The 24,480-nt window shown below is 41.4% G+C and carries 19 protein-coding genes, 2 tRNA genes and 1 riboswitch; of the genes, 15 read left to right on the forward strand and 6 right to left on the reverse strand.

Going from position 1 to position 24,480, the window contains the following annotated elements:
• The first annotated feature begins 53 nt into the window (after positions 1–53).
• From HKX40_RS04610 to HKX40_RS04625, 4 genes are all read left to right on the forward strand, one after another.
• Entirely contained in the window at positions 54–1,043 is a 990-nt protein-coding gene (locus HKX40_RS04610) for a malate dehydrogenase (protein ID WP_171588390.1), read from the forward strand.
• Positions 1,044–1,255: 212 nt separating this feature from the next.
• Complete coding sequence (gene prpB / locus HKX40_RS04615; protein WP_216605169.1) at positions 1,256–2,140, forward strand: methylisocitrate lyase; 885 nt, start codon at positions 1,256–1,258, stop codon at positions 2,138–2,140.
• 47 nt (positions 2,141–2,187) lie between these two features.
• Positions 2,188–3,339, forward strand: coding sequence for a bifunctional 2-methylcitrate synthase/citrate synthase (gene prpC / locus HKX40_RS04620; protein ID WP_171588391.1), 1,152 nt, complete (start codon positions 2,188–2,190; stop codon positions 3,337–3,339).
• 210 nt (positions 3,340–3,549) lie between these two features.
• Complete coding sequence (locus tag HKX40_RS04625; protein ID WP_171588392.1) at positions 3,550–4,929, forward strand: patatin-like phospholipase family protein; 1,380 nt, start codon at positions 3,550–3,552, stop codon at positions 4,927–4,929.
• Between the two features lie 80 nt (positions 4,930–5,009).
• On the opposite strand, the gene HKX40_RS04630 is transcribed toward HKX40_RS04625, so the two are convergent.
• Both HKX40_RS04630 and HKX40_RS04635 read right to left on the reverse strand, forming a co-directional pair.
• Complete coding sequence (locus HKX40_RS04630; protein ID WP_171588393.1) at positions 5,010–6,158, reverse strand: iron-containing alcohol dehydrogenase; 1,149 nt, start codon at positions 6,156–6,158, stop codon at positions 5,010–5,012.
• A 49-nt stretch (positions 6,159–6,207) separates the two neighbouring features.
• Positions 6,208–7,260: an LLM class flavin-dependent oxidoreductase gene (locus HKX40_RS04635; RefSeq protein ID WP_216605170.1), complete on the reverse strand. Its 1,053-nt coding sequence runs from the start codon at positions 7,258–7,260 to the stop codon at positions 6,208–6,210.
• 353 nt (positions 7,261–7,613) lie between these two features.
• On the opposite strand from HKX40_RS04635, the gene HKX40_RS04640 reads away from it, so the two are divergent.
• Both HKX40_RS04640 and HKX40_RS04645 read left to right on the forward strand, forming a co-directional pair.
• Positions 7,614–8,525, forward strand: coding sequence for a LysR family transcriptional regulator (locus tag HKX40_RS04640; RefSeq protein ID WP_171588394.1), 912 nt, complete (start codon positions 7,614–7,616; stop codon positions 8,523–8,525).
• Between the two features lie 211 nt (positions 8,526–8,736).
• The gene (locus HKX40_RS04645) at positions 8,737–9,012 is read left to right on the forward strand and encodes a GNAT family N-acetyltransferase (protein WP_171588395.1); all 276 of its coding nucleotides are present in this window, start codon (positions 8,737–8,739) and stop codon (positions 9,010–9,012) included.
• Positions 9,013–9,491: 479 nt separating this feature from the next.
• On the opposite strand, the gene thiC is transcribed toward HKX40_RS04645, so the two are convergent.
• Positions 9,492–11,357: a phosphomethylpyrimidine synthase ThiC gene (thiC, locus tag HKX40_RS04655; protein ID WP_216605180.1), complete on the reverse strand. Its 1,866-nt coding sequence runs from the start codon at positions 11,355–11,357 to the stop codon at positions 9,492–9,494.
• 300 nt (positions 11,358–11,657) lie between these two features.
• A riboswitch (TPP riboswitch) is annotated at positions 11,658–11,757 on the reverse strand.
• 155 nt (positions 11,758–11,912) lie between these two features.
• On the opposite strand from thiC, the gene acnB reads away from it, so the two are divergent.
• The 6 genes from acnB to efp all read left to right on the forward strand — a co-directional run bounded on the left by acnB (position 11,913) and on the right by efp (position 20,988).
• On the forward strand, positions 11,913–14,504 hold the full coding sequence (gene acnB, locus HKX40_RS04660; RefSeq protein ID WP_171588398.1) for a bifunctional aconitate hydratase 2/2-methylisocitrate dehydratase: 2,592 nt from the start codon (positions 11,913–11,915) through the stop codon (positions 14,502–14,504).
• A gap of 272 nt (positions 14,505–14,776) precedes the next feature.
• Positions 14,777–15,043 (forward strand): BolA family protein, encoded by a 267-nt coding sequence (locus tag HKX40_RS04665; protein WP_171588399.1) that lies wholly within the window; start codon positions 14,777–14,779, stop codon positions 15,041–15,043.
• Between the two features lie 312 nt (positions 15,044–15,355).
• Entirely contained in the window at positions 15,356–16,546 is a 1,191-nt protein-coding gene (locus HKX40_RS04670; RefSeq protein WP_171588400.1) for an aminotransferase-like domain-containing protein, read from the forward strand.
• A gap of 218 nt (positions 16,547–16,764) precedes the next feature.
• Positions 16,765–17,958 carry an aminotransferase-like domain-containing protein gene (locus tag HKX40_RS04675; protein WP_171588401.1) on the forward strand — a complete coding sequence of 398 codons (1,194 nt, stop codon included), beginning with the start codon at positions 16,765–16,767 and terminating at the stop codon, positions 17,956–17,958.
• A gap of 265 nt (positions 17,959–18,223) precedes the next feature.
• A complete protein-coding gene (gene earP, locus HKX40_RS04680) occupies positions 18,224–20,062 on the forward strand; it encodes an elongation factor P maturation arginine rhamnosyltransferase EarP (RefSeq protein ID WP_171588402.1) in 1,839 nt (612 codons plus the stop codon).
• Between the two features lie 371 nt (positions 20,063–20,433).
• Positions 20,434–20,988 (forward strand): elongation factor P, encoded by a 555-nt coding sequence (efp, locus tag HKX40_RS04685; protein ID WP_171588403.1) that lies wholly within the window; start codon positions 20,434–20,436, stop codon positions 20,986–20,988.
• Positions 20,989–21,314: 326 nt separating this feature from the next.
• Here the strand turns inward: efp and HKX40_RS04690 are convergent, their stop codons facing one another.
• Both HKX40_RS04690 and HKX40_RS04695 read right to left on the reverse strand, forming a co-directional pair.
• The gene (locus HKX40_RS04690) at positions 21,315–21,791 is read right to left on the reverse strand and encodes a thermonuclease family protein (RefSeq protein ID WP_216605171.1); all 477 of its coding nucleotides are present in this window, start codon (positions 21,789–21,791) and stop codon (positions 21,315–21,317) included.
• 194 nt (positions 21,792–21,985) lie between these two features.
• Positions 21,986–22,162: a hypothetical protein gene (locus HKX40_RS04695; RefSeq protein ID WP_171588405.1), complete on the reverse strand. Its 177-nt coding sequence runs from the start codon at positions 22,160–22,162 to the stop codon at positions 21,986–21,988.
• Between the two features lie 20 nt (positions 22,163–22,182).
• On the opposite strand from HKX40_RS04695, the gene HKX40_RS04700 reads away from it, so the two are divergent.
• The 3 genes from HKX40_RS04700 to HKX40_RS04710 all read left to right on the forward strand — a co-directional run bounded on the left by HKX40_RS04700 (position 22,183) and on the right by HKX40_RS04710 (position 23,059).
• Positions 22,183–22,671 (forward strand): hypothetical protein, encoded by a 489-nt coding sequence (locus HKX40_RS04700; protein ID WP_171588406.1) that lies wholly within the window; start codon positions 22,183–22,185, stop codon positions 22,669–22,671.
• 193 nt (positions 22,672–22,864) lie between these two features.
• Positions 22,865–22,942: transfer RNA gene (locus HKX40_RS04705), tRNA-Arg, on the forward strand.
• A 39-nt stretch (positions 22,943–22,981) separates the two neighbouring features.
• Positions 22,982–23,059, forward strand: a tRNA-Arg gene (locus HKX40_RS04710).
• A 153-nt stretch (positions 23,060–23,212) separates the two neighbouring features.
• On the opposite strand, the gene HKX40_RS04715 is transcribed toward HKX40_RS04710, so the two are convergent.
• Positions 23,213–24,178, reverse strand: coding sequence for a P1 family peptidase (locus HKX40_RS04715; RefSeq protein WP_216605172.1), 966 nt, complete (start codon positions 24,176–24,178; stop codon positions 23,213–23,215).
• Positions 24,179–24,480: the final 302 nt, after the last annotated feature.

The raw sequence follows: 24,480 nt of genomic DNA on the forward strand, positions 1-24,480 counted from the left end.
ATGCTTTCGTTCTCTTTATAACGAAATTATTCTTTTATTATTGGAGCATATATATGTCTAAACCAGCTTTACGCGTTGCCGTTACCGGTGCCGCAGGTCAAATCGGTTACGCTTTACTATTCCGCATCGCCTCAGGTGAGATGTTAGGTAAAGATCAACCTGTTATTCTTCAACTTCTTGAAATTCCTGATGAAAAAGCACAAAAAGCACTTCAAGGCGTAATTATGGAGTTGGATGACTGCGCATTCCCACTTCTTAAAGAGGTAACTGCACACAGCGATCCAATGACTGCGTTCAAAGATGCTGATATCGCTTTACTTGTTGGCGCACGCCCTCGTGGTCCTGGCATGGAACGTAAAGACTTATTGCATGCAAACGCTCAAATCTTCACTGCACAAGGTAAAGCATTGAATGCAGTAGCTAGCCGTAATGTTAAAGTCCTTGTTGTAGGCAACCCAGCTAACACTAACGCTTACATCGCTATGAAATCTGCTCCAGATTTACCAGCCAAGAACTTCACTGCTATGTTACGTTTGGACCACAACCGTGCATTAACTCAATTAGCCCAAAAATCAGGCACTGAAGTTAAAGATATTGAAAACTTAATCGTTTGGGGTAACCACTCCCCTACCATGTACCCAGACATCCGTTTTGCCAAAGTTAACGGCGAAAGCTTAAAAGCGAAAATCAATGACGATGTTTGGAACAAGGATACTTTCATTCCAACCGTAGGTAAACGTGGTGCAGCCATCATCGAAGCGCGTGGTTTATCTTCTGCTGCTTCTGCTGCTAATGCCGCTATTGATCACGTACGTGACTGGGTATTAGGTTCTAACGGTAAATGGGTAACTATGGGTGTACCATCTGACGGTTCTTATGGTATTCCTGAAGGCATCGTTTACGGTTTCCCTGTCACCACTGAAAACGGTGAATACAAAATCGTTCAAGGTTTAGAGATTGATACTTTCTCTCGTGAGCGTATGGACAAAACACTTGCTGAGCTTACTGAAGAGCGTGACGGCATTGCTGATTTGTTGAAATAATAGATACTAAAAGCCACGCATTATTGCGTGGCTTTTTTATCATGACGAATACCCCACTGATTTACTCATACTCTTTAGGTAAACACTGGCTAATTTAATAGAATGAAATCCATTCTCTAAATGGTTGTGGCCACAATCAAGCGTATTCCCCTATTGGCATATCAACCATTTTTTTGCATACTACATATATAAGTAACATAGGAGATAACATTATGCCTATCCAATCTGCTGGTGCTAAGTTTCGCCAAGCACTTTCCGAAGAAAAACCACTACAAATTATTGGTGCTATTAATGCCAATCATGCATTGTTAGCCAAACGTGCTGGTTTTAAAGCTATTTATTTATCAGGTGGTGGCGTCGCCGCAGGTTCGTTAGGGTTACCTGATTTAGGTATTAATACCCTTGAAGATGTACTGATTGATGTACGTCGCATTACGGATGTTTGTGATACACCCTTATTAGTCGATATTGATACAGGTTTAGGCCCCTCTGCCTTTAACATTGAGCGTACCGTCAAAGGACTGATTAAAGCAGGTGCTGCTGCTTGTCACATTGAGGACCAAGTAGGTGCCAAACGTTGCGGTCACCGCCCAGGCAAAGAAATCGTTTCTACTGAAGAGATGGTAGATCGTGTTAAAGCAGCTGCTGACGCTCGCACTGATGAGAATTTCTTTATTATCGCTCGTACCGATGCTATTCAAGCCCAAGGGGTTGATGCAGCTATTGAGCGTGCTATCAAATGTGCTGAAGCCGGTGCTGACGGTATTTTTGCTGAGGCAGCTTATGATTTACCGACTTATGAGAAGTTTGCCAAAGCCATCAACGTTCCGTTATTAGCCAATATCACCGAGTTTGGTGCGACACCATTGTTTAGTGTAGAGGAATTAGCTGGTGTGGGTGTTGGTATGGTGCTTTATCCATTATCTGCTTTCCGTGCCATGAACAAAGCCGCTGAGACCGTATATCAAGCCATTCGTCGTGATGGACATCAACGTAATGTCCTAGATTTAATGCAAACTCGTGAAGAGCTTTATGACCGTATTGGTTATCATGCATTTGAACAAAAGTTAGACGCTTTATTTGCTAAAAACAAATAACAATAAATACGTACCTATTTTTTATTATTTTCAAAAAGGAGTTTTCAATGAGCGCTGAAGAAAGTAAACCAAAAGCAAAAAAATCGGTTGCCCTTTCTGGTGTTGTTGCAGGTAATACTGCCCTATGTACTGTAGGTCGTACAGGCAACGATTTAAGCTATCGTGGTTATGATATTCTTGACCTTGCTGAGGTCAGCGAATTTGAAGAAGTTGCTCACTTACTTGTGCATGGTAAGCTACCTAACCGCAAAGAATTAGAAGCATATAAAGCCAAACTTCGCCGTCTCCGTGGTTTACCTGCTAATCTACAAACCGTATTAGAGTCACTCCCTGCTGCTAGTCATCCTATGGATGTTATGCGTACAGCAGTATCTGTACTAGGTTGCACCTTACCTGAAAAAGACGATCACAATGCCGCTGATGCGCGTGACATCGCTGACCGTTTGATGGCTTGCTTAGGCTCTGCCCTACTCTATTGGTATCATTTCAGCCATAATGGTCGTGTGATTGATGTTCAAACCGATGATGATAGCATCGGTGGACATTTCTTACACCTATTACATGGTGAAGCACCACCAGAAAGCTGGGTTCGTGCCATGCACACCTCATTAATCCTTTATGCTGAGCATGAGTTCAATGCATCTACTTTCACTAGCCGTGTGATTGCTGGTACAGGCTCTGATATGTACTCTGCCGTGACTGGTGCTATTGGTGCTTTACGTGGTCCTAAACATGGCGGTGCCAATGAAGTTGCTTTTGAAGTTCAAAAACGCTACGAGAATCCAGACGAAGCAGAAGCAGATATTCGTCGTCGCGTAGAAAACAAAGAAGTCATTATTGGTTTTGGACACCCTGTTTATACCATTTCTGATCCGCGTAATGTAGTAATCAAGAAAGTCGCTAAACGTCTTTCAGACGAACAAGGCAACACCAAGATGTTCGACATTGCTGAACGCCTAGAATCTGTGATGTGGGATATTAAGAAAATGTTCCCTAACCTTGACTGGTTCTCTGCCGTGTCATACCACATGATGGGGGTACCGACTTCTATGTTTACTCCATTATTCGTGATTGCACGTACAGCAGGTTGGTCTGCTCACATTCTTGAACAACGTGCTGATAACAAGATTATTCGCCCAACGGCTAACTACACTGGTCCAGATGATATTCCATTTGTACCACTAGACGAGCGTAAATAGTCTTATCATCATCAAATGACGACAGGCGATTTTAAAATCGCCTGTTTTTATTTCGCCTCATCCTAAAGATTCATTGAGCACTGAATAACCTATAGTTGAACGACTCTTCAATATCCATCTATCATTTTTCTCCTTCAATATTCCCATTAAATCCAACATATCTATTAAACTACTGTTGGTAATTTATCATCATGGCTAACTCATTATCTTATGTTTACTGTATTTAAACGTACCATTCTTACTTTATCTATTATTACGCTTTCCGCTTGTTCTTCATTCACCAAATTCCAACCCATTGAAACCATCTCACAAGTAGACACACAATCGGGTTATCGTCTGATGAATAATATTTCGCATGTCGACGATGACTTGCAACTGGTACTCACATTATCAGGAGGAGGAACCCGGGCCGCAGCATTTGGTTATGGCGTATTAGAGGAATTTAGCAAGGTACAACTCAAAAATAACAAGAATGTGTTAGAAAGTATCGACCTCGTATTTGGTGTATCAGGTGGCTCAGTATTGGCAAGCTATTTCAGTTTAAATGGGAAAGAGACTGTCCCCTCTTTTGAGAAAAAATTCCTGCTTCGTAACTTCCAACGCGATATGATTTTACAGGTAATCTCACTGGCTAATCTGCCTAAACTAACCGCTGATGAATATGGCCGAGGGGACTTGCTACAAGAACAATTTGAGAATTACCTCTTTGGTAAAAAAACCTTCGCTGTTCTTGATAAGCAACGTAAAGGACCTTTTGCGGTTATTTCTGCCACGGATATGAACTCAGGTAAACGGTTTGATTTTATCCAAGAAACATTTGATGCGATGTGTTTAAATCTTAATGATTTGGAAATCGCACGTGCGGTGGCCTCTTCTAGTGCAGTACCAATTGTTTTTTCTCCTCTGACATTAAATAATCATGGAGGACATTGTCACTATCAAGCGCCGGCCTATCTTACCGTCCAAGACCCTCACTTTGCTAAGCAACAAAAAACGCTACAAGCCATCGCTGAGGACAATCGACAATACGAAGACAGCAAAAAACGCCCCTTTATCCATCTTGTTGACGGAGGACTAACAGATAATCTAGGTTTACGAGGTATGCTGGAACTGGCTCCTTTTCGCAAGAAAAATACAGAATCCAGCCAATTTCTCCCTGAGAAAGTACGCCACATTGTTATCATTAATGTCAATGCACAAAATAGATTGCAATCTGATATAGACAAAAGTGCCTCTGTCCCTAGCATCAGTCAAGTTATCAACGCCGTTATTAATGTTCCTATCGATAACAATTCAGCATTGTCTATACAACAATTTCGTAATTTAGCAAAAGAATGGAATAACAACAAAATTCGTAACCAACATGGGGATATTATCACCCTACATTTTGTCAGTCTTAACTTATACGATTTACCAGACTCAGACTTCAAGACAGAAGTACTCAATATTCCTACCAGCTTTCATTTGCCCAAAAAAGATATTGATAATCTAAAAAAAGCGGCTCATCTTTTATTAAAACAATCCAAAGAGTATCAGGCATTTTTAGATCAATTTCAGCAAACGGAAGCGTTACGGTTAAAGCAGGAGTAAAGACTAAAAAAATGCTCCCATTTTAGGGAGCATAATCCATCAAAGGAGCTTTGTTGTTATAGGGAAAGGTAAAGGAAACCTTACTTTGCCAATGCAAAAATGTCAGCAATCGCTTCACGGGTATAGACCTTATCCATACGCCAAGCCACCGCATTACCCGCCGCATTATCAATCACTTCTTCAAGCACTGCCCCCTCAATCTTCAATTGAGATAAGCGAGTGGGCGTACCAATCTTATCAAACCATTGTTTGAGTGCTTGAATACCTTCTTCTGCTGTTTGTAAACCAAAGACTTCGCGTGCAAAACGTGTAAATTGTTGTGGATTCTGATCTTTATACCATGTCATCCAGGCAGGCATCACTACTGACAAACCTGCCCCATGAGGCACATCACATACCGCACTCATGGCATGCTCAATCATATGGTTAGGAAAACCGTACTTCGCAATACCCACATGGGTTAAACCATTTAATGCCATCGTCGCTGCCCACGCAAACTCCCCTCGTGCATCTAAATCTTCTGGATTGTTAAGCAAGGCTTCAGTAGTACGAATCACCGTTTTGATATTGGCTTCTACCTGCATACTAATGAGTTCAGGATGTACCTTTGCCGTAAAGTAGGCCTCAATAGAGTGAGCAATAATATCGGAGGCAGAATACACCAAATAGTCGCGACTCACTGTCGATTGCAGTTTAGGGTTAATCACCGATACTTTAGGGAAAAGACTAAAGCCACTTAAGGAGTATTTTTGTTGTGTGGCATCATTTGTCACCACACCACCGTCATTCATCTCACTACCCGTCGCTGCTAAAGTAATCACATCAAAAACATTCAATGCTTGTTGTACTTTGGCTTTACCAGTAAAAAAGTCCCATACATCACCCTCATAAACAGTACCCGCCGCAATCGCTTTAGCACTATCTAAACAGGAGCCTCCACCGATACTTAACACGCTATCAGCACCGAATTTTCTTGCTAACTCAATACCTTCCCGCACTTTGCTCAAAATAGGGTTACTTTTTACGCCACCACATTCAACAAATTCAATACCTTGCTCTTTTAATCCTTTCACCACATCATCAAATAAGCCTGATTTTTTAACCCGCTCACTACCATAAACGATTAGGGCTTTTTTAGCGCCCAACTCACTCATGTATTGCCCCATTTGTTTTTCTTTGTCGACACCAAACTCAATACGAGTCGGGTTTTGAAAACTAAATGCTTGCATTATTTTCTCCATTCAGAAAATCAATTTTTAAACAATTTAATCATTCCATTTATGCATCTGTCGAATAAGCATCCACAATTGCTTTAAATAGCGTATACGACTTGGCTTGTAATGCCTCATCAAAAATATAACTCACCGCCATCATCTCATCAAAATGAATTTGCTTACGCAACTGTGCTAATCTAAACGCCACTGTTTGTGGGCTACCAATTAGCGAACAAGAGGTCATTTGCTCTACCGCTGCTCGTTCTTGATGATAAATCGGTATTGTCTGTAAATCGACAGGACCAAAATGCACTGGCTCTTTAGACGCCGTATATTGTGTCCACAAGACCTCTTCTGATTCCACTGGAGGTTGCATATTCTGCTGTGCGTGCGTGACGACATTTAAAAAGAATTGCGTCTGGGTCGTGGCCAAATACTTGGCTTCCTCATCAGTATCTGCGACAATAACATTGGCCCCTAAAATCACATAGGGTTTTGCAAGATAAGGTGATGGTCGGAAATTTTGTCGATAAATGGCTATCGCCATCTCCATCATACGTGGGGCAAAATGCGCAGCAAACGCATAGGGCAATCCCAACTCAGCAGCGAGAAAAGCACTCTCTGTACTGGAACCCAAAATATAAAAAGGAAGATTAAGACCCGCTGCAGGATAAGCCGATACCGCATTGGTATTCTTAAAATATCCGCGTAATTCAGCAATATCAGTAGGAAAATCAAAATCATAACGTCCACGTCGCAACGCAGCCGCCGTTTTCATATCCGTCCCAGGAGCTCGCCCCAACCCTAAATCCACACGTCCAGGATAGAGCGTCTCTAATGTGCCGTATTGCTCTGCCACCACATAGGGGCTATGGTTAGGCAACATGACACCACCCGAGCCAACACGAATAGTTTTTGTATTCGCCAAAGCATGTTGAATCAATAATGCAGTCGCTGAACTGGTTAAATTTTTCATATTGTGATGTTCAGCAATCCAATAACGCTCAATACCAATGTTTTCGGCATGTTGCGCAAGTTTTACCATCGACGCAATGGCTTGTTGATAATTCTGCCCTTCTCGTACAGGGACTAAATTTAAGATAGAAACTTTCATCATATTCTCTTATGTATGCAAAAGAGCCGTACGATTTTCCAGTATTTTCCTGCATCCTACTTTTCAATGAACCGTACAGCCTTTGCAAAACATAGTACAAAACAACCATAAACCGTTTTTTATACTGTTGCCTATTGTATTCCCAAATTAACTCACAAAAAAGGAATAAAATTAGAATAGACTATTCCTATATAAGGAATAATGATATATATTTCTGAACACAACCTGTCAGATTGTTTGCAAAGACTCGTGGCCTTAGACATTCATCATTTGAAATGACTAACACGCCTTCTTCTGGTATTTCTGTCGTAAACAACGAGGTTTTACGATGTCATCAGTTAACCGCATTTTGTATTATGAACAAACTTGAAGCACTTAAATATTTCTGCGTTGCCAGTGAAACACTTAACTTTAGAGAAACTGCACAACGTTTATCTGTCTCCCCTCAAGTCGTTACGCGTATGATTGCTGAACTTGAGACCACATTAGGGGAAAGTTTGTTCAAGCGTAACACACGTAATATTCGCTTAACAGAGTTTGGCAACCAATTTCTTCCGCAAGCCCAACAACTATTAGCCGATAGTGAACGACTTTTTTCTACTCACCATAAACCCTCACAAAAAACGATGCAAGGGATGGTCAGAATGACTCTACCCCCTCTTCCCTATAACAATCAATTACTGAGTCAACTTCTCTTCGCATTAGCCCCTTATCCTGATATTACGATTGATTGGCAAGTGTCCATTGATAAGCTCAAAGCCATTGATGACAATATTGACATTGGGCTACGCGTCTGCCGTGAGCCAGAGCCGCATTGGATTGCCCAGCATATTTGTGCCTTTGATGAAAAAATTGTAGCAGCCCCCTCGCTAATTGAAAGGCTAGGTATGCCTAAAGACCTCACCGACCTCGCACAGAACTATCCCCTCAGCGGATTAGTCAACCCAAAACTAAAACGCATCTGGGATTGGCAAGTTAACAAAGACATTCATTTTTTCCCCAATCAAATTCGCTTTATGAGTAGCGATGCGATTTATGAGTTGCAATCTGCCTTAGTGGGAAGAACTTGCTCACAGCTGATTGATGTTATTTGTGCCCCTTATCTCAAAAATGGACAACTCATAGAGCTTTTTCCTGATTTAGAAAAACAACCATGGCATCTGTATCTCTATCGTCCCTATCAAAGCATCGTCACTGATAGAGTGATGTTTATCTTTGAACAACTCAAAACGATTTTGAAAGAATTGTATACTTCTTCCACAACGTAAAATTCACCTCTATGCTTCACAGATTTGCCTCAAAATAGGATATCGTTGTCAGTCCATAGACTAGGACTATTCCTAGGTGGAGGATATGCGTGATTGTGATAAATTAAGACATCACAATCTATCAACCTATCTTGTTATTACCTATGGATACACTATCCTTGTGCTACCATAGACAAATTATCCCAATATTATCAACTCCAAAGGAGTCATCATGACAACCATCTTCCATCACACCGATAAACAACGTTTCTCTACCGTATTAAATGCCAATACAGCCTATGTCGACTACGACTTACGTGGCAATGTGATGGAAATTACGCACACCATCGTCCCTGATGCTATTGGTGGGCGAGGTATTGCAGGCAAGCTAAATGAAGCTGCGCTCAAAACAGCCCGTGAACAAGGCTGGAAAGTTATTCCAACCTGCTCTTACACAGCTGCCTATATCCAACGCCACCCTGAGTTTGCGGATTTGTTGGCGGAATAAGTTTTAAGATGAAAAAAAGTGAGCTTTTGAAGCGCTAAAACAAAAGTTTTACTACGAAAAGTTTCAAGTGCTACTGCGTGATAAAAAGGGAGTCCTTGGTAGGCAAATCTTCCTACAGCAGGAGTGATGAATGAAGTGAAGAAATAAGGATTAAAGCGACATTAGGAAAAATCCTAGGTGGATAATTTCATCCCTAGATACAGACTAATCAAACAACATCCCCTATCATAGTCTTATCAGTCACAATAATGTAACTGGTGAGCGCTCTAAGCTTGAACTTAGAGATAAGGAGAAGAACGATGAAAACCACTTTACTACTCATCGTCCTTTTTATTCTACTGCTACTAAGCAATAATGCTTATTAGCGTAGATAACACCTAAAGTGAGACCAGCACTCTCACCATGGTGCGGCTAGTAGAAATGCTAGCCAACCTCCTTATGTACTATGCTAATGAATCTATTTGCAAAAGTCAATATTCCTACCGATAAATCTTCGCACCTGCTTTGATAAACTCTACCGACTTTTCTTGCATCTGTTGCTCGGCGTAATCACGAACCTCTTGGGTAATTTTCATAGAGCAGAATTTAGGGCCACACATAGAGCAGAAGTGAGCAATTTTGGCACCTTCTGCTGGCAATGTCGCATCATGATAACTCTCAGCACGCTCTGGATCCAATCCCAAACGGAATTGATCACGCCAACGGAATTCAAATCTCGCTTTAGACAAGGCATTATCCCGTAACTGGGCTCCTGGCCAACCTTTAGCTAAATCTGCTGCATGTGCCGCTAACTTATAGGTGATAATACCTGTCCGAACATCCTCTTTATTAGGCAAACCTAAATGCTCTTTAGGCGTTACATAACATAGCATAGCTGTACCATACCAGCCAATATTCGCTGCCCCAATACCCGAGGTAATATGATCATATCCAGGGGCAATATCCGTTACCAAAGGGCCTAAAGTATAAAAAGGTGCTTCCAAACAATGTTGTAATTCTTCCGTCATATTGGCACGTATGCGTTGCAATGGCACATGCCCAGGTCCCTCAATCATTACTTGAACATCATGTTGCCATGCTTTGGCTGTCAACTCTCCTAGTGTATGTAATTCACCAAATTGTGCTTCATCATTAGAATCTGCCACACACCCTGGCCGTAGACCATCCCCTAATGAAAAAGACACATCATAGGCCTTCATAATTTCACAGATCTCATCAAAATGCGTATAAAGAAAATTCTCCTTGTGATGTGCCAAACACCATTTCGCCATGATAGAACCACCACGAGAGACAATCCCCGTTAAGCGTTGAGCCGTCAGTGGTACATAGCGTAATAACACCCCTGCATGAATCGTAAAGTAATCTACCCCCTGCTCTGCCTGTTCAATCAAGGTGTCTCGGAATAACTCCCAAGTTAAATCCTCTGCAATTCCTCCTGTTTTCTCAAGAGCCTGATAAATGGGCACTGTACCAATTGGTACTGGAGCATTACGAATAATCCACTCACGCGTCTCATGAATATTCGCTCCAGTAGATAAATCCATAATGGTATCCGCCCCCCAACGTAATGCCCACACCATTTTTTCCACTTCTTCTGTCAGTGATGATGTCACCGCTGAATTGCCTAAATTCCCATTGATTTTGACACGGAAATTACGTCCAATAATCATCGGCTCAAGCTCGGTATGATTAATATTAGCAGGGATAATCGCTCGCCCTGCAGCGACCTCTTGCCGCACAAACTCGGGAGTAATTTGGTCTGGATGTGTAGGCATATTGGCACCAAAAGACTCGCCTGCATGTTGCTTTAATAACTTTTCATAGCGAGCATCTCGCATTAACTCATCCAACTTCATCCGTTCACGAATAGCCACAAACTCCATTTCAGGCGTAATAATCCCCTTGCGTGCATAGTGCATCTGCGTCACATTAGTGCCTGCCTTGGCTCGACGAGGTTGGGTAATTTGCTTAAATCGCAAATGGGCCGTGGAGATATCATTGGCTCGCTCCATCCCGTATTGACTAGATAACCCAGCAAGACGCTCAGTATCCCCTCTTTCTTCAATCCACACACTACGAATATCAGGCAAACCTTGTTTAAGGTCAATCTTCGCTTGTGGGTCTCCATAAGGACCACTGGTATCATACACAGGGATAGGTGGGTTAGGCTCAACGCCCGTTGCCGTCACTGTATCATCTTGGGAAATTTCACGACAAGGTACCCGTATATCAGTACGTGAACCACTTAGATAAAGCTTACGCGAGTTAGGATAGGCAAACTGAATGCCAAGAGATTGGCTTAATTGAGAAAGCTCGTGGGCAACATTAAGAGAAGGTTTCGCCATCATGGTCTCCTGAAAGAAAAAACACACATCAGGAAACAGAGGTGGGCATATGGGGCGATGATAAGCGATAGCAATGGGCAATAAACGATGAACACTCACCGTAGTATTCTAGTCAAATACTGTCTATTTCACTATCTACTCATTGACCAATCTGCTAGCCCTTTTACCTATTGAGTCGATGAAGGCTTTTTGAGTATCATTCATCGCACAGATAAGTATTTGGGTCAAAGAAATCACGCATTACTTAGCAGATAATCACTTCTATGAAAACGACCTCTATATAGAAGTCCTCAGCATTTTCCACTATCAACAAAAACTTCGCCTCGCAAGTATTACCTTGATCGGGTTCAAAGGGTATTTCTCAGCCTCACCAGTCGGTGTAGCACCCCTGTTTCGTTAGTAGCAACAGTTTAACGGCACCATACAGGATAAGCAATCAGTAAAAACCATGGCTGTTGGTTTTTGTTCAAGTCTTATATAAGACTTAACATAAAGATGAAATTTCCTTTATAATAGAGGAATTATTTACCTCAACCGACTTTAGGAAGAAAAACTATGTTGGAAGCATATCGTAAACACGCAGCAGAACGTGCTGCCTTGGGCATTCCAGCCCTTCCGTTATCAGCTCAACAAACGGCTGATCTTATCGAATTACTCAAGAATCCTCCTGCAGGTGAAGAAGAGTTTTTGTTAGAGTTATTCACTCACCGTGTGCCTGCTGGGGTAGATGATGCGGCTAAAGTCAAAGCATCTTATCTTGCCGCCTTAGCATTTGGTACTGAGAAGAATCCATTAATCACACCAGCTCGTGCGACCGAATTATTAGGTACAATGTTGGGTGGTTATAACATCAGCCCACTTATCGATCTTTTAGACAATGCTGAACTCGGTCAAATTGCCGCTGATGCATTGAAAAAGACTTTGTTAATGTTTGATGCTTTCCATGATGTCAAAGAGAAAGCGGACAAAGGTAATGCTTTTGCTAAAGAAGTTCTCCAAAGTTGGGCTGACGCAGAATGGTTTACTAGCCGTCCAGAGGTTCCAGAAAGCCTAAAAATCACGGTATTCAAAGTACCTGGCGAAACTAACACTGACGACTTATCTCCGGCGCCAGACGCAACCACTCGTCCAGACATCCCATTACACGCTTTAGCGATGTTGAAAAACAAACGCGATGGTGCTCCATTTGAGCCAGAAGAAGACGGCAAACGTGGCCCAGTGAAATTCATCCAATCGCTTCGTGAAAAAGGCAATCTCGTTGCTTACGTAGGTGACGTGGTCGGTACAGGTTCTTCTCGTAAATCAGCTACTAACTCTGTATTATGGTTTACAGGTGAAGACCTTCCTTTCATCCCTAACAAACGTTTCGGTGGCGTATGTTTAGGCGGTAAAATCGCTCCTATTTTCTACAACACCATGGAAGATGCTGGTGCATTACCTATCGAATTAGACGTATCTAAGATGGAAATGGGTGACGAGGTTGAGCTCCGTCCATACGAAGGTAAAGCCCTTAAAAACGGTGAAGTCATCGCTGAATTCAAAGTGAAATCAGACGTATTATTTGACGAAGTACGTGCTGGTGGTCGTATTCCTCTTATCATTGGTCGTGGCTTAACTGCTAAGGCTCGTGAAGCATTAGGTTTACCTCCTTCTACTTTATTCCGCTTACCTAAAGACCCTGCAGACACTGGCAAAGGCTTTACATTAGCACAAAAAATGGTTGGTCGTGCCTGTGGTTTGCCAGAGGGTCAAGGTGTACGTCCAGGTACTTACTGTGAGCCTCGTATGACTTCTGTAGGTAGTCAAGACACCACTGGTCCTATGACTCGTGATGAGCTTAAAGACCTTGCTTGCTTGGGCTTCTCTGCTGATTTAGTGATGCAATCTTTCTGCCATACAGCGGCTTATCCAAAACCTGTTGACGTGAAAACTCACCACGAATTACCTGCTTTCATCAGCAGCCGTGGTGGTATTTCCCTACGCCCAGGTGATGGTGTTATCCACTCTTGGTTAAACCGTATGTTATTACCTGATACTGTTGGTACAGGTGGTGACTCTCATACTCGTTTCCCTATCGGTATTTCATTCCCTGCAGGTTCTGGTCTTGTTGCCTTTGCTGCTGCTACGGGTGTTATGCCTTTGGATATGCCTGAGTCTGTATTGGTTCGCTTCAAAGGCAAAATGCAACCTGGCGTGACCTTACGTGATCTTGTTAATGCAATTCCTTTATACGCGATCAAACAAGGTCTATTGACTGTGGCTAAACAAGGCAAGAAAAACATCTTCTCTGGTCGCATTCTTGAAATCGAAGGTCTACCCGATCTTAAAGTAGAACAGGCTTTTGAATTGACCGATGCATCAGCAGAACGTTCTGCTGCTGGTTGTACTGTTCAGTTGAACAAAGAACCTATCATTGAATACATCAATAGTAATATCACTCTATTGAAAACAATGATTGCTAACGGCTACCAAGATGCTCGCTCATTAGCTCGTCGCATTAAAGCCATGGAAGCTTGGTTAGAAAATCCTCAACTCCTCAAAGCGGATGCTGATGCTGAGTACGCTGCAGTGATTGAGATTGATCTTAACGAAATCAAAGAGCCTATCGTTGCTTGCCCTAACGATCCTGATGATGTTAAGACATTATCTGATGTGGCTGGTGCGAAGATTGACGAAGTATTTATCGGTAGTTGTATGACTAACATCGGCCACTTCCGTGCCGCTTCTAAACTACTCGAAGGTAAACGTGATATTCCTGTACGCTTGTGGATTGCACCTCCTACTAAGATGGACCAAGAGCAACTCACTGCTGAAGGTCACTATGGTGTATTAGGTGTGGCTGGTGCTCGTACTGAAATGCCAGGCTGCTCATTATGTATGGGTAACCAAGCACAAGTACGCGAAGGTGCGACAGTGATGTCAACCAGTACTCGTAACTTCCCTAACCGTTTAGGTAAAAACACGAATGTGTACCTAGGTTCTGCTGAGTTAGCGTCTATTTGCTCTCGCTTAGGTCGTATTCCTACTCGCGAAGAGTACATGGAAAATATCGGTGTGATTAATGAAAATGGCGATAAGATCTATCGTTACATGAACTTTGATCAAATCGACAGCTATAAGACATTGGCTGAAAGCGTTCAAATCTAAACAGTATTGAATGCTCTAGGGGAAATATCGCAATATTCCCCGATATAAAAAAGGGTCGCTCCAGTGAGTGACCCTTTTTCATGCTATGATGACATCGGCATGACCCTATCGAAAAGAGGCCTCCAATAAGTGGCTCTTTTTCATGCTATGATGACATCAGCCTAACAATTAGGCTTTTTCTCTGTTCTACCTTTATTGCCGAGTCTCGCATAGTGTGTAGACAGCTATATCCCTTTTAATATTTTTTATTTAATACTCATTATATTGTGACAATGAACCATTCCACTGAACGTGCTGAACTATTACGCCAACGCTTTCTTACACTAGAGCCCACAGAATTAGAAATTATTGATGACTCTCACCTACACGCTGGTCATGCAGCCAACCGTGAGGGAGCTAGTCATTTTCGTGTCATCATCGCTTCTCCTCGCTTTCAAGGTCTTAGTCGTGTTGCCCAACAACGTCTTGTATATGCGAAAGTCGAGGATTTAATGCCCTACCCTATCCATGCTCTTGCCATCACAACAAAGGCCATCTAATCTTTTTAAAAATTCCTATATAGCCTATAGGGGAGTTTCTCCCATTCTCTTTGTGCAGTTAAAATCTGACCAATAGTTAGCCTATGTAGCCTAAAAAGGTCACACCAGGAAAAAGATCACACCTCTTTGGGAAATCAGGCAGGGATACCCCCCTATAAGGAAATACCTCATATTCCTCTAGTAGATTATTCATTGCACTGTCTTGGTATTTTATCTGCACAAAAGTAGAGCATTTTTTGGTATAGACTTATCATTTCAGCGTAAAGACGTTAAGATAATCCATTCTTTATACCCTTTATCTTAGGTTTGACTATGAATGCTTTTACTTTTCCTATTTCTCAGCGTGCGGCCACAATGAAAAGCTCTGTGATTTACGATATTCTCAAAATGACAGAGCGTCCAGAAGTCATTTCTTTTGCAGGTGGACTACCTACGCCAGAAGGATTCCCAGTCGAACAACTACACAAAGCCTTTGATACAATTTTTCAGACACAAGCCAAAACAGCTTTACAATATGGCTCCTCTGAGGGGTATCGCCCTTTGAGAGAATGGATTGTACGTGATTTTAAAGCCCGTGGCGTTGATATTCAGGTAGAAAATGTGCTGATTGTCTCTGGTTCTCAACAAGCACTTGATTTAATCGGCAAACTATTTTTAGACGAGGGTAGTAAAGTATTGTTTGAATCCCCTTCTTACCTCGGAGCAATTCAATCCTTAAATCAGTTTTCTCCTTGCTACGATACCATTCCTACGGACGAAAAAGGATTAATACCTGAGGCTTTAACTTCTGACTTAACCAAAGATGCTCGTTTTGCTTACGTGCTACCTAATTTCCAAAATCCAACAGGACGCACCCTGTGTTTGGCTCGCCGTATTGCATTGGTTAAGCGTGCGGCAGAACTTAATCTTCCCTTGGTTGAAGATGATCCTTATGGGGAGCTTCGTTTTGAGGGAGAGGCTTTGCCAAGCTTGTTTGCACTCTCCCAACAATATGGAGGGACGGTTATTCGCATGGGTTCTTTCTCCAAAATTCTCTCTCCTGGCTTACGCATTGGTTTTATCACCGCACCTGTCCATATCATAGACAAACTAGTACAACTTAAACAAGCGACTGATTTACAAACCTCTACCATTAACCAAATGGCAGTGTATGAAACTGTCAAAGATGGTTTTTTAGATGTTCATCTGCCCAAGGTACGGGAACTATACCATCGACAATGTCACTATATGCTTGAAGCACTTGAAGAACATTTTGCCGGAATGGAAGTGAGCTGGACACGCCCAACAGGGGGTATGTTTATTTGGATGACTTTTCATCAACCTGATATGGACACTACTCAGCTCCTTTATCGTGCTATTGAAGAACAGCATGTAGCCTATGTTCCAGGAGAACCGTTCTTTCCTTCTAAACCAGAAAAAAATCATTTACGTTTGAGTTTTGTCACAGTACCAGAGGATAAGATTCGAGCTGGAGTCGCCCAGTTGGCACGCTTATTTCGATAGTAATCATAGCGGTTTGTATGCTCAATCATAGAAGTCCTGTGAGAGCAAGTATGTCAATGTGAGTCGCTCACAGGACTGTGCTATCTGATAAATAACACAAAGAGATTTATTCCGTATCCGCGAGAGAAACAACGTTTTTTCACATTATCTCTTATCAAATGTGGGAAAAAGCGTTAATATACTTCCTATTACGCTAAGAAGTATCAGGAATAATCAATATGAATAATTTCTCTTTCCCTTTATCTAAACGAGCAACAACAGCAACCAGTTCAGCTATTCGTGAAATCTTAAAAGTCACTGAGCGCCCTGATATTATTTCGTTTGCAGGTGGACTCCCTTCTCCTGAGGGTTTTCCTGTTGAGCAGTTACATCAAGCCTATGATAAGGTACTCAGCACACAACCCAAGGTAGCTCTTCAATACGGACCAACAGAGGGCTACCGTCCCTTGCGCGAGTGGGTAGTAAGCGACTTTAAGTCTCGCGGTGTAGATATCTGTGTAGACAATGTATTGGTTGTATCAGGTTCTCAACAAGCCTTGGACCTCATCGGTAAGCTCTTTATTGACGAGGGTTCCAAGGTTCTTCTAGAGTCACCCTCTTATCTAGGTGCTATTCAGTCTTTTAGCCAATTCGGCCCCCAATATGCCACTATTCCAACGGATGATGATGGTTTAATCCCCGAAGGCCTTACAGATGAGTTGGCCAAAGACGCACGTTTTGCCTATGTTCTGCCTAACTATCAAAACCCAACAGGTCGTACATTAAGCTTAGAACGTCGTATTGCTTTGGTTAAACGTGCTGCTGAGTTGAATCTTCCTTTAGTTGAAGACGATCCTTATGGAGAGTTACGCTTTGAGGGTGAGGCGCTGCCAGGTCTTTTTGCATTAGCCCAACAACATGGGGCAACTGTTATCCGCATGGGTTCTTTTTCTAAGGTTCTTTCTCCTGGTCTACGTATCGGTTTTATCATTGCTCCTGAAGCCGTTATCCGTAAACTTGTCCAACTAAAACAGGCAACTGACCTCCATACCGCCACTGTCACTCAAATGGCTGTTTATGAAGCCGTTAAAGATGGTTTCCTCGCAGAGCATCTTCCTAAAGTACGTGAGCTTTACAAACGCCAATGTCACTATATGCTAGAAGCTCTTGAACAAAACTTTGCTGGTGTTAACGTAACATGGACTCGTCCTAAAGGCGGCATGTTTATTTGGATGACATTTGATGGTGATGTCAATACAACTGAGTTATTGGCTCGTGCAGTAGAAGAACAAAAAGTGGCCTATGTTCCTGGTCAACCTTTCTACCCTTATGCTCAAACAGCACCAACCAACCACTTACGCCTCAGTTTTGTGACTGTACCAGAAGAGAAAATCCGTATAGGTATTGCAAACTTGTCCAAGCTATTTAAATAAGCACAGTGAGGAGATAATCATTTAAAACGTGCAAAACTGTTGAGCTTATCTTCTGATGACAGAGTGCGAAACTTTAGGGATTATCTTCTGATGATGGCACAGCGGCCAGATGTTTGGTTTGGTCGCTGTTTTTATTATGGAGGTAATTTGTCTCTGTTTTATCTTTTCAATCTGTTCTTGTTAAAATCTATCATATTACGCATGAGACTGGTTTAACAGCATTGTGTTATTTATAATGCAACTTCCCTTGCTCTCTTTATGATTTATGGCTGCTACTGTTTCTTCTTCTCGCACCCCCTTTATTGATTTATTTTGTCGTGTAGTAGACAACTACGGTGATATTGGCGTGTGCTGGCGATTAGCAAGGGATTTACAGCTACGTTTGGTCTCATTAACTACATCACCCAACAACACGACCTATATTTCTAATCATCTTAAAAATTCTCCTGGTACAAGCGACAAGACTACACCTAGTAAAGAGTCAGAAAGTTTATGGACCTATTTTAATCCCCTGCTGCATTACCCTATACGCTTATGGGTGGATGATTTGCAAAGTTTTGCACGCATTGAACCACAAGTTAACCCACAGTTAATTCAGCAAATAGTGAAAGGTATTTGTATAATGCATTGGATGGCACCCTCCTCCAATACCCAAGCATTGCATAAAAATACTGCTGTTGACAAAAATCCCTTGGATAAAGACCGTCTGGATAATTCTCAACCAACAGATATGAGGAATAACTCCAACCCAGCAAACAACCAAAGTCACAAACTTTCAACGCCAGACCATTCGCTTTATCACAAAAACATTATTCCTGCTTTTGTTGTTATTGAAGCATTTGGCACGGATTTAGATGAACATTTTATTCAATTAATGCCTGGACATACACATTGTTGGCTCAACTTGGAATACCTCAGTGCAGAAACATGGGTAGAGGGAATGCATGGACTAGCCTCTCCACAACCTAATGGGGTGCCTAAATACTTCTTTTTTCCAGGGTTTACACACAAGACAGGTGGGTTAATTCAAGAAAAGGGGTTATTACCCCGATTAACCGCTTTTCAACAAGATAAGACTCAAATTCAACAATGGTTAGCTACTCATATCCATCCTGATGTAGCATTAGCCTACCAAGTAGGAGCTCGTCTGGTTAGTGTATTTTGCTATCCTAGTGCCCCTTTTGCTGGATTGAATCAATCACTAATACGGCAATATAGTGTGGACACACGCCCCACTGTATTATTGATGCCAGAGGGCGTTTTACCTCAGGCAGAGGCGCAGTTAGCCAATATTTTGGAAAATTATGTTTTAAATCCTAGTAATCAACTTTCGATTGAAGATAACCATCTCACAGATATTTGTACTGATGCTTGTGCTGCAAACAACCACCATTTGAATATGCATGCACAAACGTTAAATGTAGATAATACCCCCCCTAAAAAGCACCTATGTCACAATCCTCCAATTACTATCCAACGATTTAAATTTTTACCCCAAGAACAGTTCGATTACCTACTATCGGCTTGTGATTTCAATATTGTGCGTGGAGAGGATAGTTTTGTGCGTGCAATTTGGTCTGGAAAGCCCTTTATTTGGCATATTTATGAACAACAAGAAGAGACGCATTTGGAAAAATTACAAGCCTGGTTAGATAGCTGTCAAGCACCACAGATTATTGCTGATACGCAACTTGCTTGGAATCGTTATGCTGCATGGAATAATCCTGCTATTCGTCCAACAAATAATGTCAAGTCAGAGAACACTAAGACAACACCTGAACTATCAGAAAAAGAAGCACAAACCCGACTACATGCGTACCAAACACAACTAGAAAAACTTCTGGCACTATACTGGCAATCATTGAATAATCCTCAATCCATCAATGCACACTTTATCGATGGGGAAAATGCCAATAGTAAAGCCCCTTACAATAAAAACAGCAACAATGCTAAACTTGCAAAGACCCCGATAGACCCTTACTACGACCTAATTACATCCTTCCACCGCCACTATCAAGAGCAACAAAGTCAACACCTTTCTTTAGCAGAGAGTATTCTAAATTTTCCAGCCAAAGGTGAATCATCTACTCCTGCTAAACGTTAAAAAAGCGTCTTTTTATCCATCTCTCACTCCTTATCTCCAAGATATTCTATTCTGCAATCACATCCCTACAGGACATCACCGTAATTTTTGTCAGCCCTCACTTTGCAAAATTCGTTATGACAAGAGCTGTACTAGATTGTTAAGTCTTGTTTGTTGCATAAAAACCCACTTTGTCATTGATTTTGTGTGATTTTTAAGCAAACTGTAGATAAAAAAGGTAAAATATCGGCAGACCAGGTGGGATTGCCACGGATAAGAGGTTGCTGTAGGCGATTCACCTATATTTTTCTCTAGCCCATTGGGTTTTTGATTTCCATTTCCATAAAGCTCGTCGATGAGCTTTTTTCTTTATTTTTTATTTGAGGTTCTTAATGAAAACCGCTCAAGAATTACGCGTAGGTAACGTAGTAATGGTTGATGGTCAACCACTCGTAGTACAAAAAGCTGAATATAACAAATCTGGCCGTAACGCCGCTGTTGTGAAATTAAAATTCAAAAACTTATTAACAGCTTCTGGTTCTGAAACTGTTTACAAAGCTGATGAAAAGTTCGACGTTGTGGTATTAGACAAAAAAGAATGCACTTATTCTTATTTTGCTGATCCTATGTACGTATTCATGGACGAAGAATATAACCAATACGAAGTTGAAGCGGACAACATGGGTAACGCACTTAACTTCCTCGAAGATGGTATGACTGTAGAAGTGGTATTCTACGAAGGTCGTGCAATTTCTGTAGAGTTACCTACTATTATCGTTCGTGAAATCACTTACACTGAACCTGCTGTTAAAGGCGATACTTCTGGTAAAGTACTTAAACCAGCTAAAATTGCTACTGGCTTTGAATTAGCAGTACCTTTATTCTGCAACATTGGCGACAAGATTGAAATCGATACACGTACCAACGAATATCGTAGTCGCGTGTAATTTGCCTGGTAGCTGCCCCAGAGGCATTCAAGCTAAAAAAGACACTCTGTTGAGTGTCTTTTTTATTTGCATTCTACAGCTGCCTTCTATCATCACCGCTTAATATTGCAAGATTTAGCGGTGATGCGATACCTATAATAGGCATCCCCCTCATTCTCCCCCATACTCAATATTGCAAGATTTAGCAGCAATGCAATACCTGCAATAGGCATCAAAAATCCCTTTTAATAAGAGAGGAAAGGCCAGATAGTATTGGTATATGGGAAGAGACATAATGGGCATCAAAAATTCTCTTTGATGAGGATGCTAACAAACAGAAAACCCCTCTACTTTCTCCTCCACTCCCATGGTGGAATAGTCTCTTTCTCCCTCCACAATCCTAACCGCTGTTGCTTTGCTCGCTGTTGGGCTGTCTTATAAATCCCATCACGCAAATATTTTGTATAAGCCCAAGCATAACCTGCCTCTACCATCTGGTAATTGATATTGTTACCCTGATAATAGACTGTCCCAAGAATACGCTTGTACCTATCTTTATCATGCCACTCAATATTCACTTTTTTCTTATAGACTAATGATGATAAATACTGCTTCGCCCTCTGTCCAAAAGGTTGATGCAACTCTGGAGCATCAATTTGATCCAGACGAATTTTGTACTGTTTATGCATCTTGTCTAATACTTTAATCGTATCACCATCCACAACACCTACCACTTGCCCCTCTAGTGTCTCTGCCCAGGCAGAAGCATATGCAATAAGACTAACAAGACCCAAAACAACAATCTTTGTTTTAGCACCCAACATAGCTACTCCTATAAGTCGACAACTCAATAAAAACATAAATCATACATAATATACACATAGTATAAATATAAAATACATCCATTTTATTTATATTTATTACCCAAAATAAATATTATTTTAAATGCTACCCATCTCACATGAGCAAGTATTTTCTTTATATACTATTGCAATGGTAAAACAAACAGGCACTTTCTCTAGGAAATTTTTGTCGTTGAAAACAAGACTTTCCCGTGGAATTGTGCTACTGCAAGGATAAATCGTGCTGATGCAAGTATAAATTGTGTCAATGCAGGGATAATTTTTGACATTACAAGGATAAATTGTGCTGATGCAAGGATAAATTGTGTCAATGCAAGGATAAATTTTGACATTCTCTTGTGAGGATTTACACATGATTAGTGCTGAAGAGTTTCTTGCTCAAATAACTCCACGTTCTACTTTAGCTGCATTCCATGATGATATTGCTAAATTACGGGCAGCCAAATTGTCCTACAGCAAAATTCAGCAATTTCTCCAACTAAATGGAGTGATTACCCATGTGAATAATGTTCGTGGTTACTGTCAGCGTCATATTGAGAAAAACCATAAATCTACACCGGTAGAACCCATCCCTTCTCTTGCAGAAAAATCCGAGCAGCAGGTAGCAACTACCAATACAAAATCTACTACTCAAGAAGCTCCTCGTCACCGTAAAACCACCAAAAAATCGGCTAAAGCCAAAACATCCTCCTCCCAATCACACTCCACCTCAAAAAACGAGGTCAAACCTAGCACAAAGGACAAGGCCGTCACCCAATCACGTACTTCCAAAAAAACCAAAACACGCAAAAATACACCTAAAACGGTAGCTCCCAAAGATCTACAAACAAGTCTGTTTTAGTTTCTTAAACTACCCTAACTCTGGTTAAAAGAGAGTGTTTTAGATTGATTATCTGAGTGCTATCAAAAGAGCTAACTCAACCTATTTTCCAGGAAACAATCTAAATTTTAGGCATTTATACAACACTTTTATCAAGAAAAAGATATTAGCCCTTGCCAAATGTTTAAAACTAGCACATAATTACGTTCTTAACGCGCCCGTAGCTCAGTTGGATTAGAGTACTTGGCTACGAACCAAGGGGTCGTGGGTTCAAATCCTGCCGGGCGCGCCAAGATTTTTCATAATATATCTCCTTAGTATGTTGTTACATGCGCCCGTAGCTCAGTTGGATTAGAGTACTTGGCTACGAACCAAGGGGTCGTGGGTTCAAATCCTGCCGGGCGCGCCAATTTAAACGGACTTGAAAACATTCATTTTCAAGTCCGTTTTGCTTTTTAATCCCTCTTCTTTACTAAAGCAACTTTACTTCCGATGTATTGGAACAATCTTCCGCTCAAAAATAGCATTTTTCTGCCCCCGTATCTTTGCACAAGTAAACCAATCACACCTTTATATCTTGAAAAGCAGTCAACCCGTAAGCACTTTCACAATTACGTACCGCATTATTAATTGCCTCTGCTATCACTCTTGCTGCTAGTGTTCCCAAAATATCTACACTCACATCAGCCACCTCCCCTGATGCCATTGCAAAAATCGTATCCCCATCCAAAGAAGTATGAACAGGATTAATTGTTCTTGCATAGCCATCATGAGCCATTTGAGCAACCTTATTAGCCGCTGTTTTACTTAATTGCGCATTCGTTAGAACACACCCTATGGTGGTGTTTTCACGCCAAGAATTTCGTTGATCAAAGATTCTATCTAACATAACCTGCTCGGTATTACACAACTTTCCTTGATTGAGAATACCCGCTATTTGTTGTCCTGTATGCAAATCAAAAATATCTCCTAGTGCATTAACTGCTACCACAGCCCCTATTTTGAGATTCCCAATCTGTACAGCATAACTTCCTATCCCCGTTTTCATCGCCGTCGCCATACCTAAATACTTCCCTACACTGGCTCCAGTACCGGCACCATAATTACCATCTTGATAGTTGTTTTGCTCATAGGCATACTGGCAAGCCTGATACCCCATCGCTTTATCAGGTCTTATATCAAAGCGCCCACATGTCAAATCAAATAACGATGCTCCACAAACAATAGGAACAGAGCATACCCCAACATCGAATCCCAATCCTTTTTGCTCTAGATACTGCATCACTCCATCACAAGCCTCTAGACCATAGGCACTGCCACCACTTAATACTACAGCATGAATAGCCTCAATCATATTAATAGGATTTAAACTATCTGTCTCACGCGTTGCTGGAGCACTTCCCTGAACACTTACTCCAGCCGCAGCACCATGAGGAGCAACAATCACAGTACACCCTGTTGCTGCCTCTTTATTGGTTACATTACCAATCAAAAACCCAATATCAGTCACTTTAATCTGTTGCATCATTCACTCCTTTCCGGCTAACTCTGGCTGAGTCAAAGTTAAAAATCCCAGTCACTTTAACCTGTTGCAGCATTCATTCCTTTCAACAAACTATTGTTGTTATGCATTAATAATCCGATGCTGATTGTTATTAAACACTTCTCATTATAACGAGTAAAGCATATCGCAATTTTCTTTTAACCTTAAAGTATATGCCCTTCTTTTAAAAATATCCCATTATCAACTAACTAGTACGACTACCAATATTCATCTCCTTATACTTTCCTCTATAATGCCAATATCATAATTAAAACAGCGTTTTTATT

The sequence above is a fragment of the Pelistega europaea genome (assembly GCF_013133775.1).
Classification (GTDB): domain Bacteria; phylum Pseudomonadota; class Gammaproteobacteria; order Burkholderiales; family Burkholderiaceae_B; genus Taylorella; species Taylorella europaea.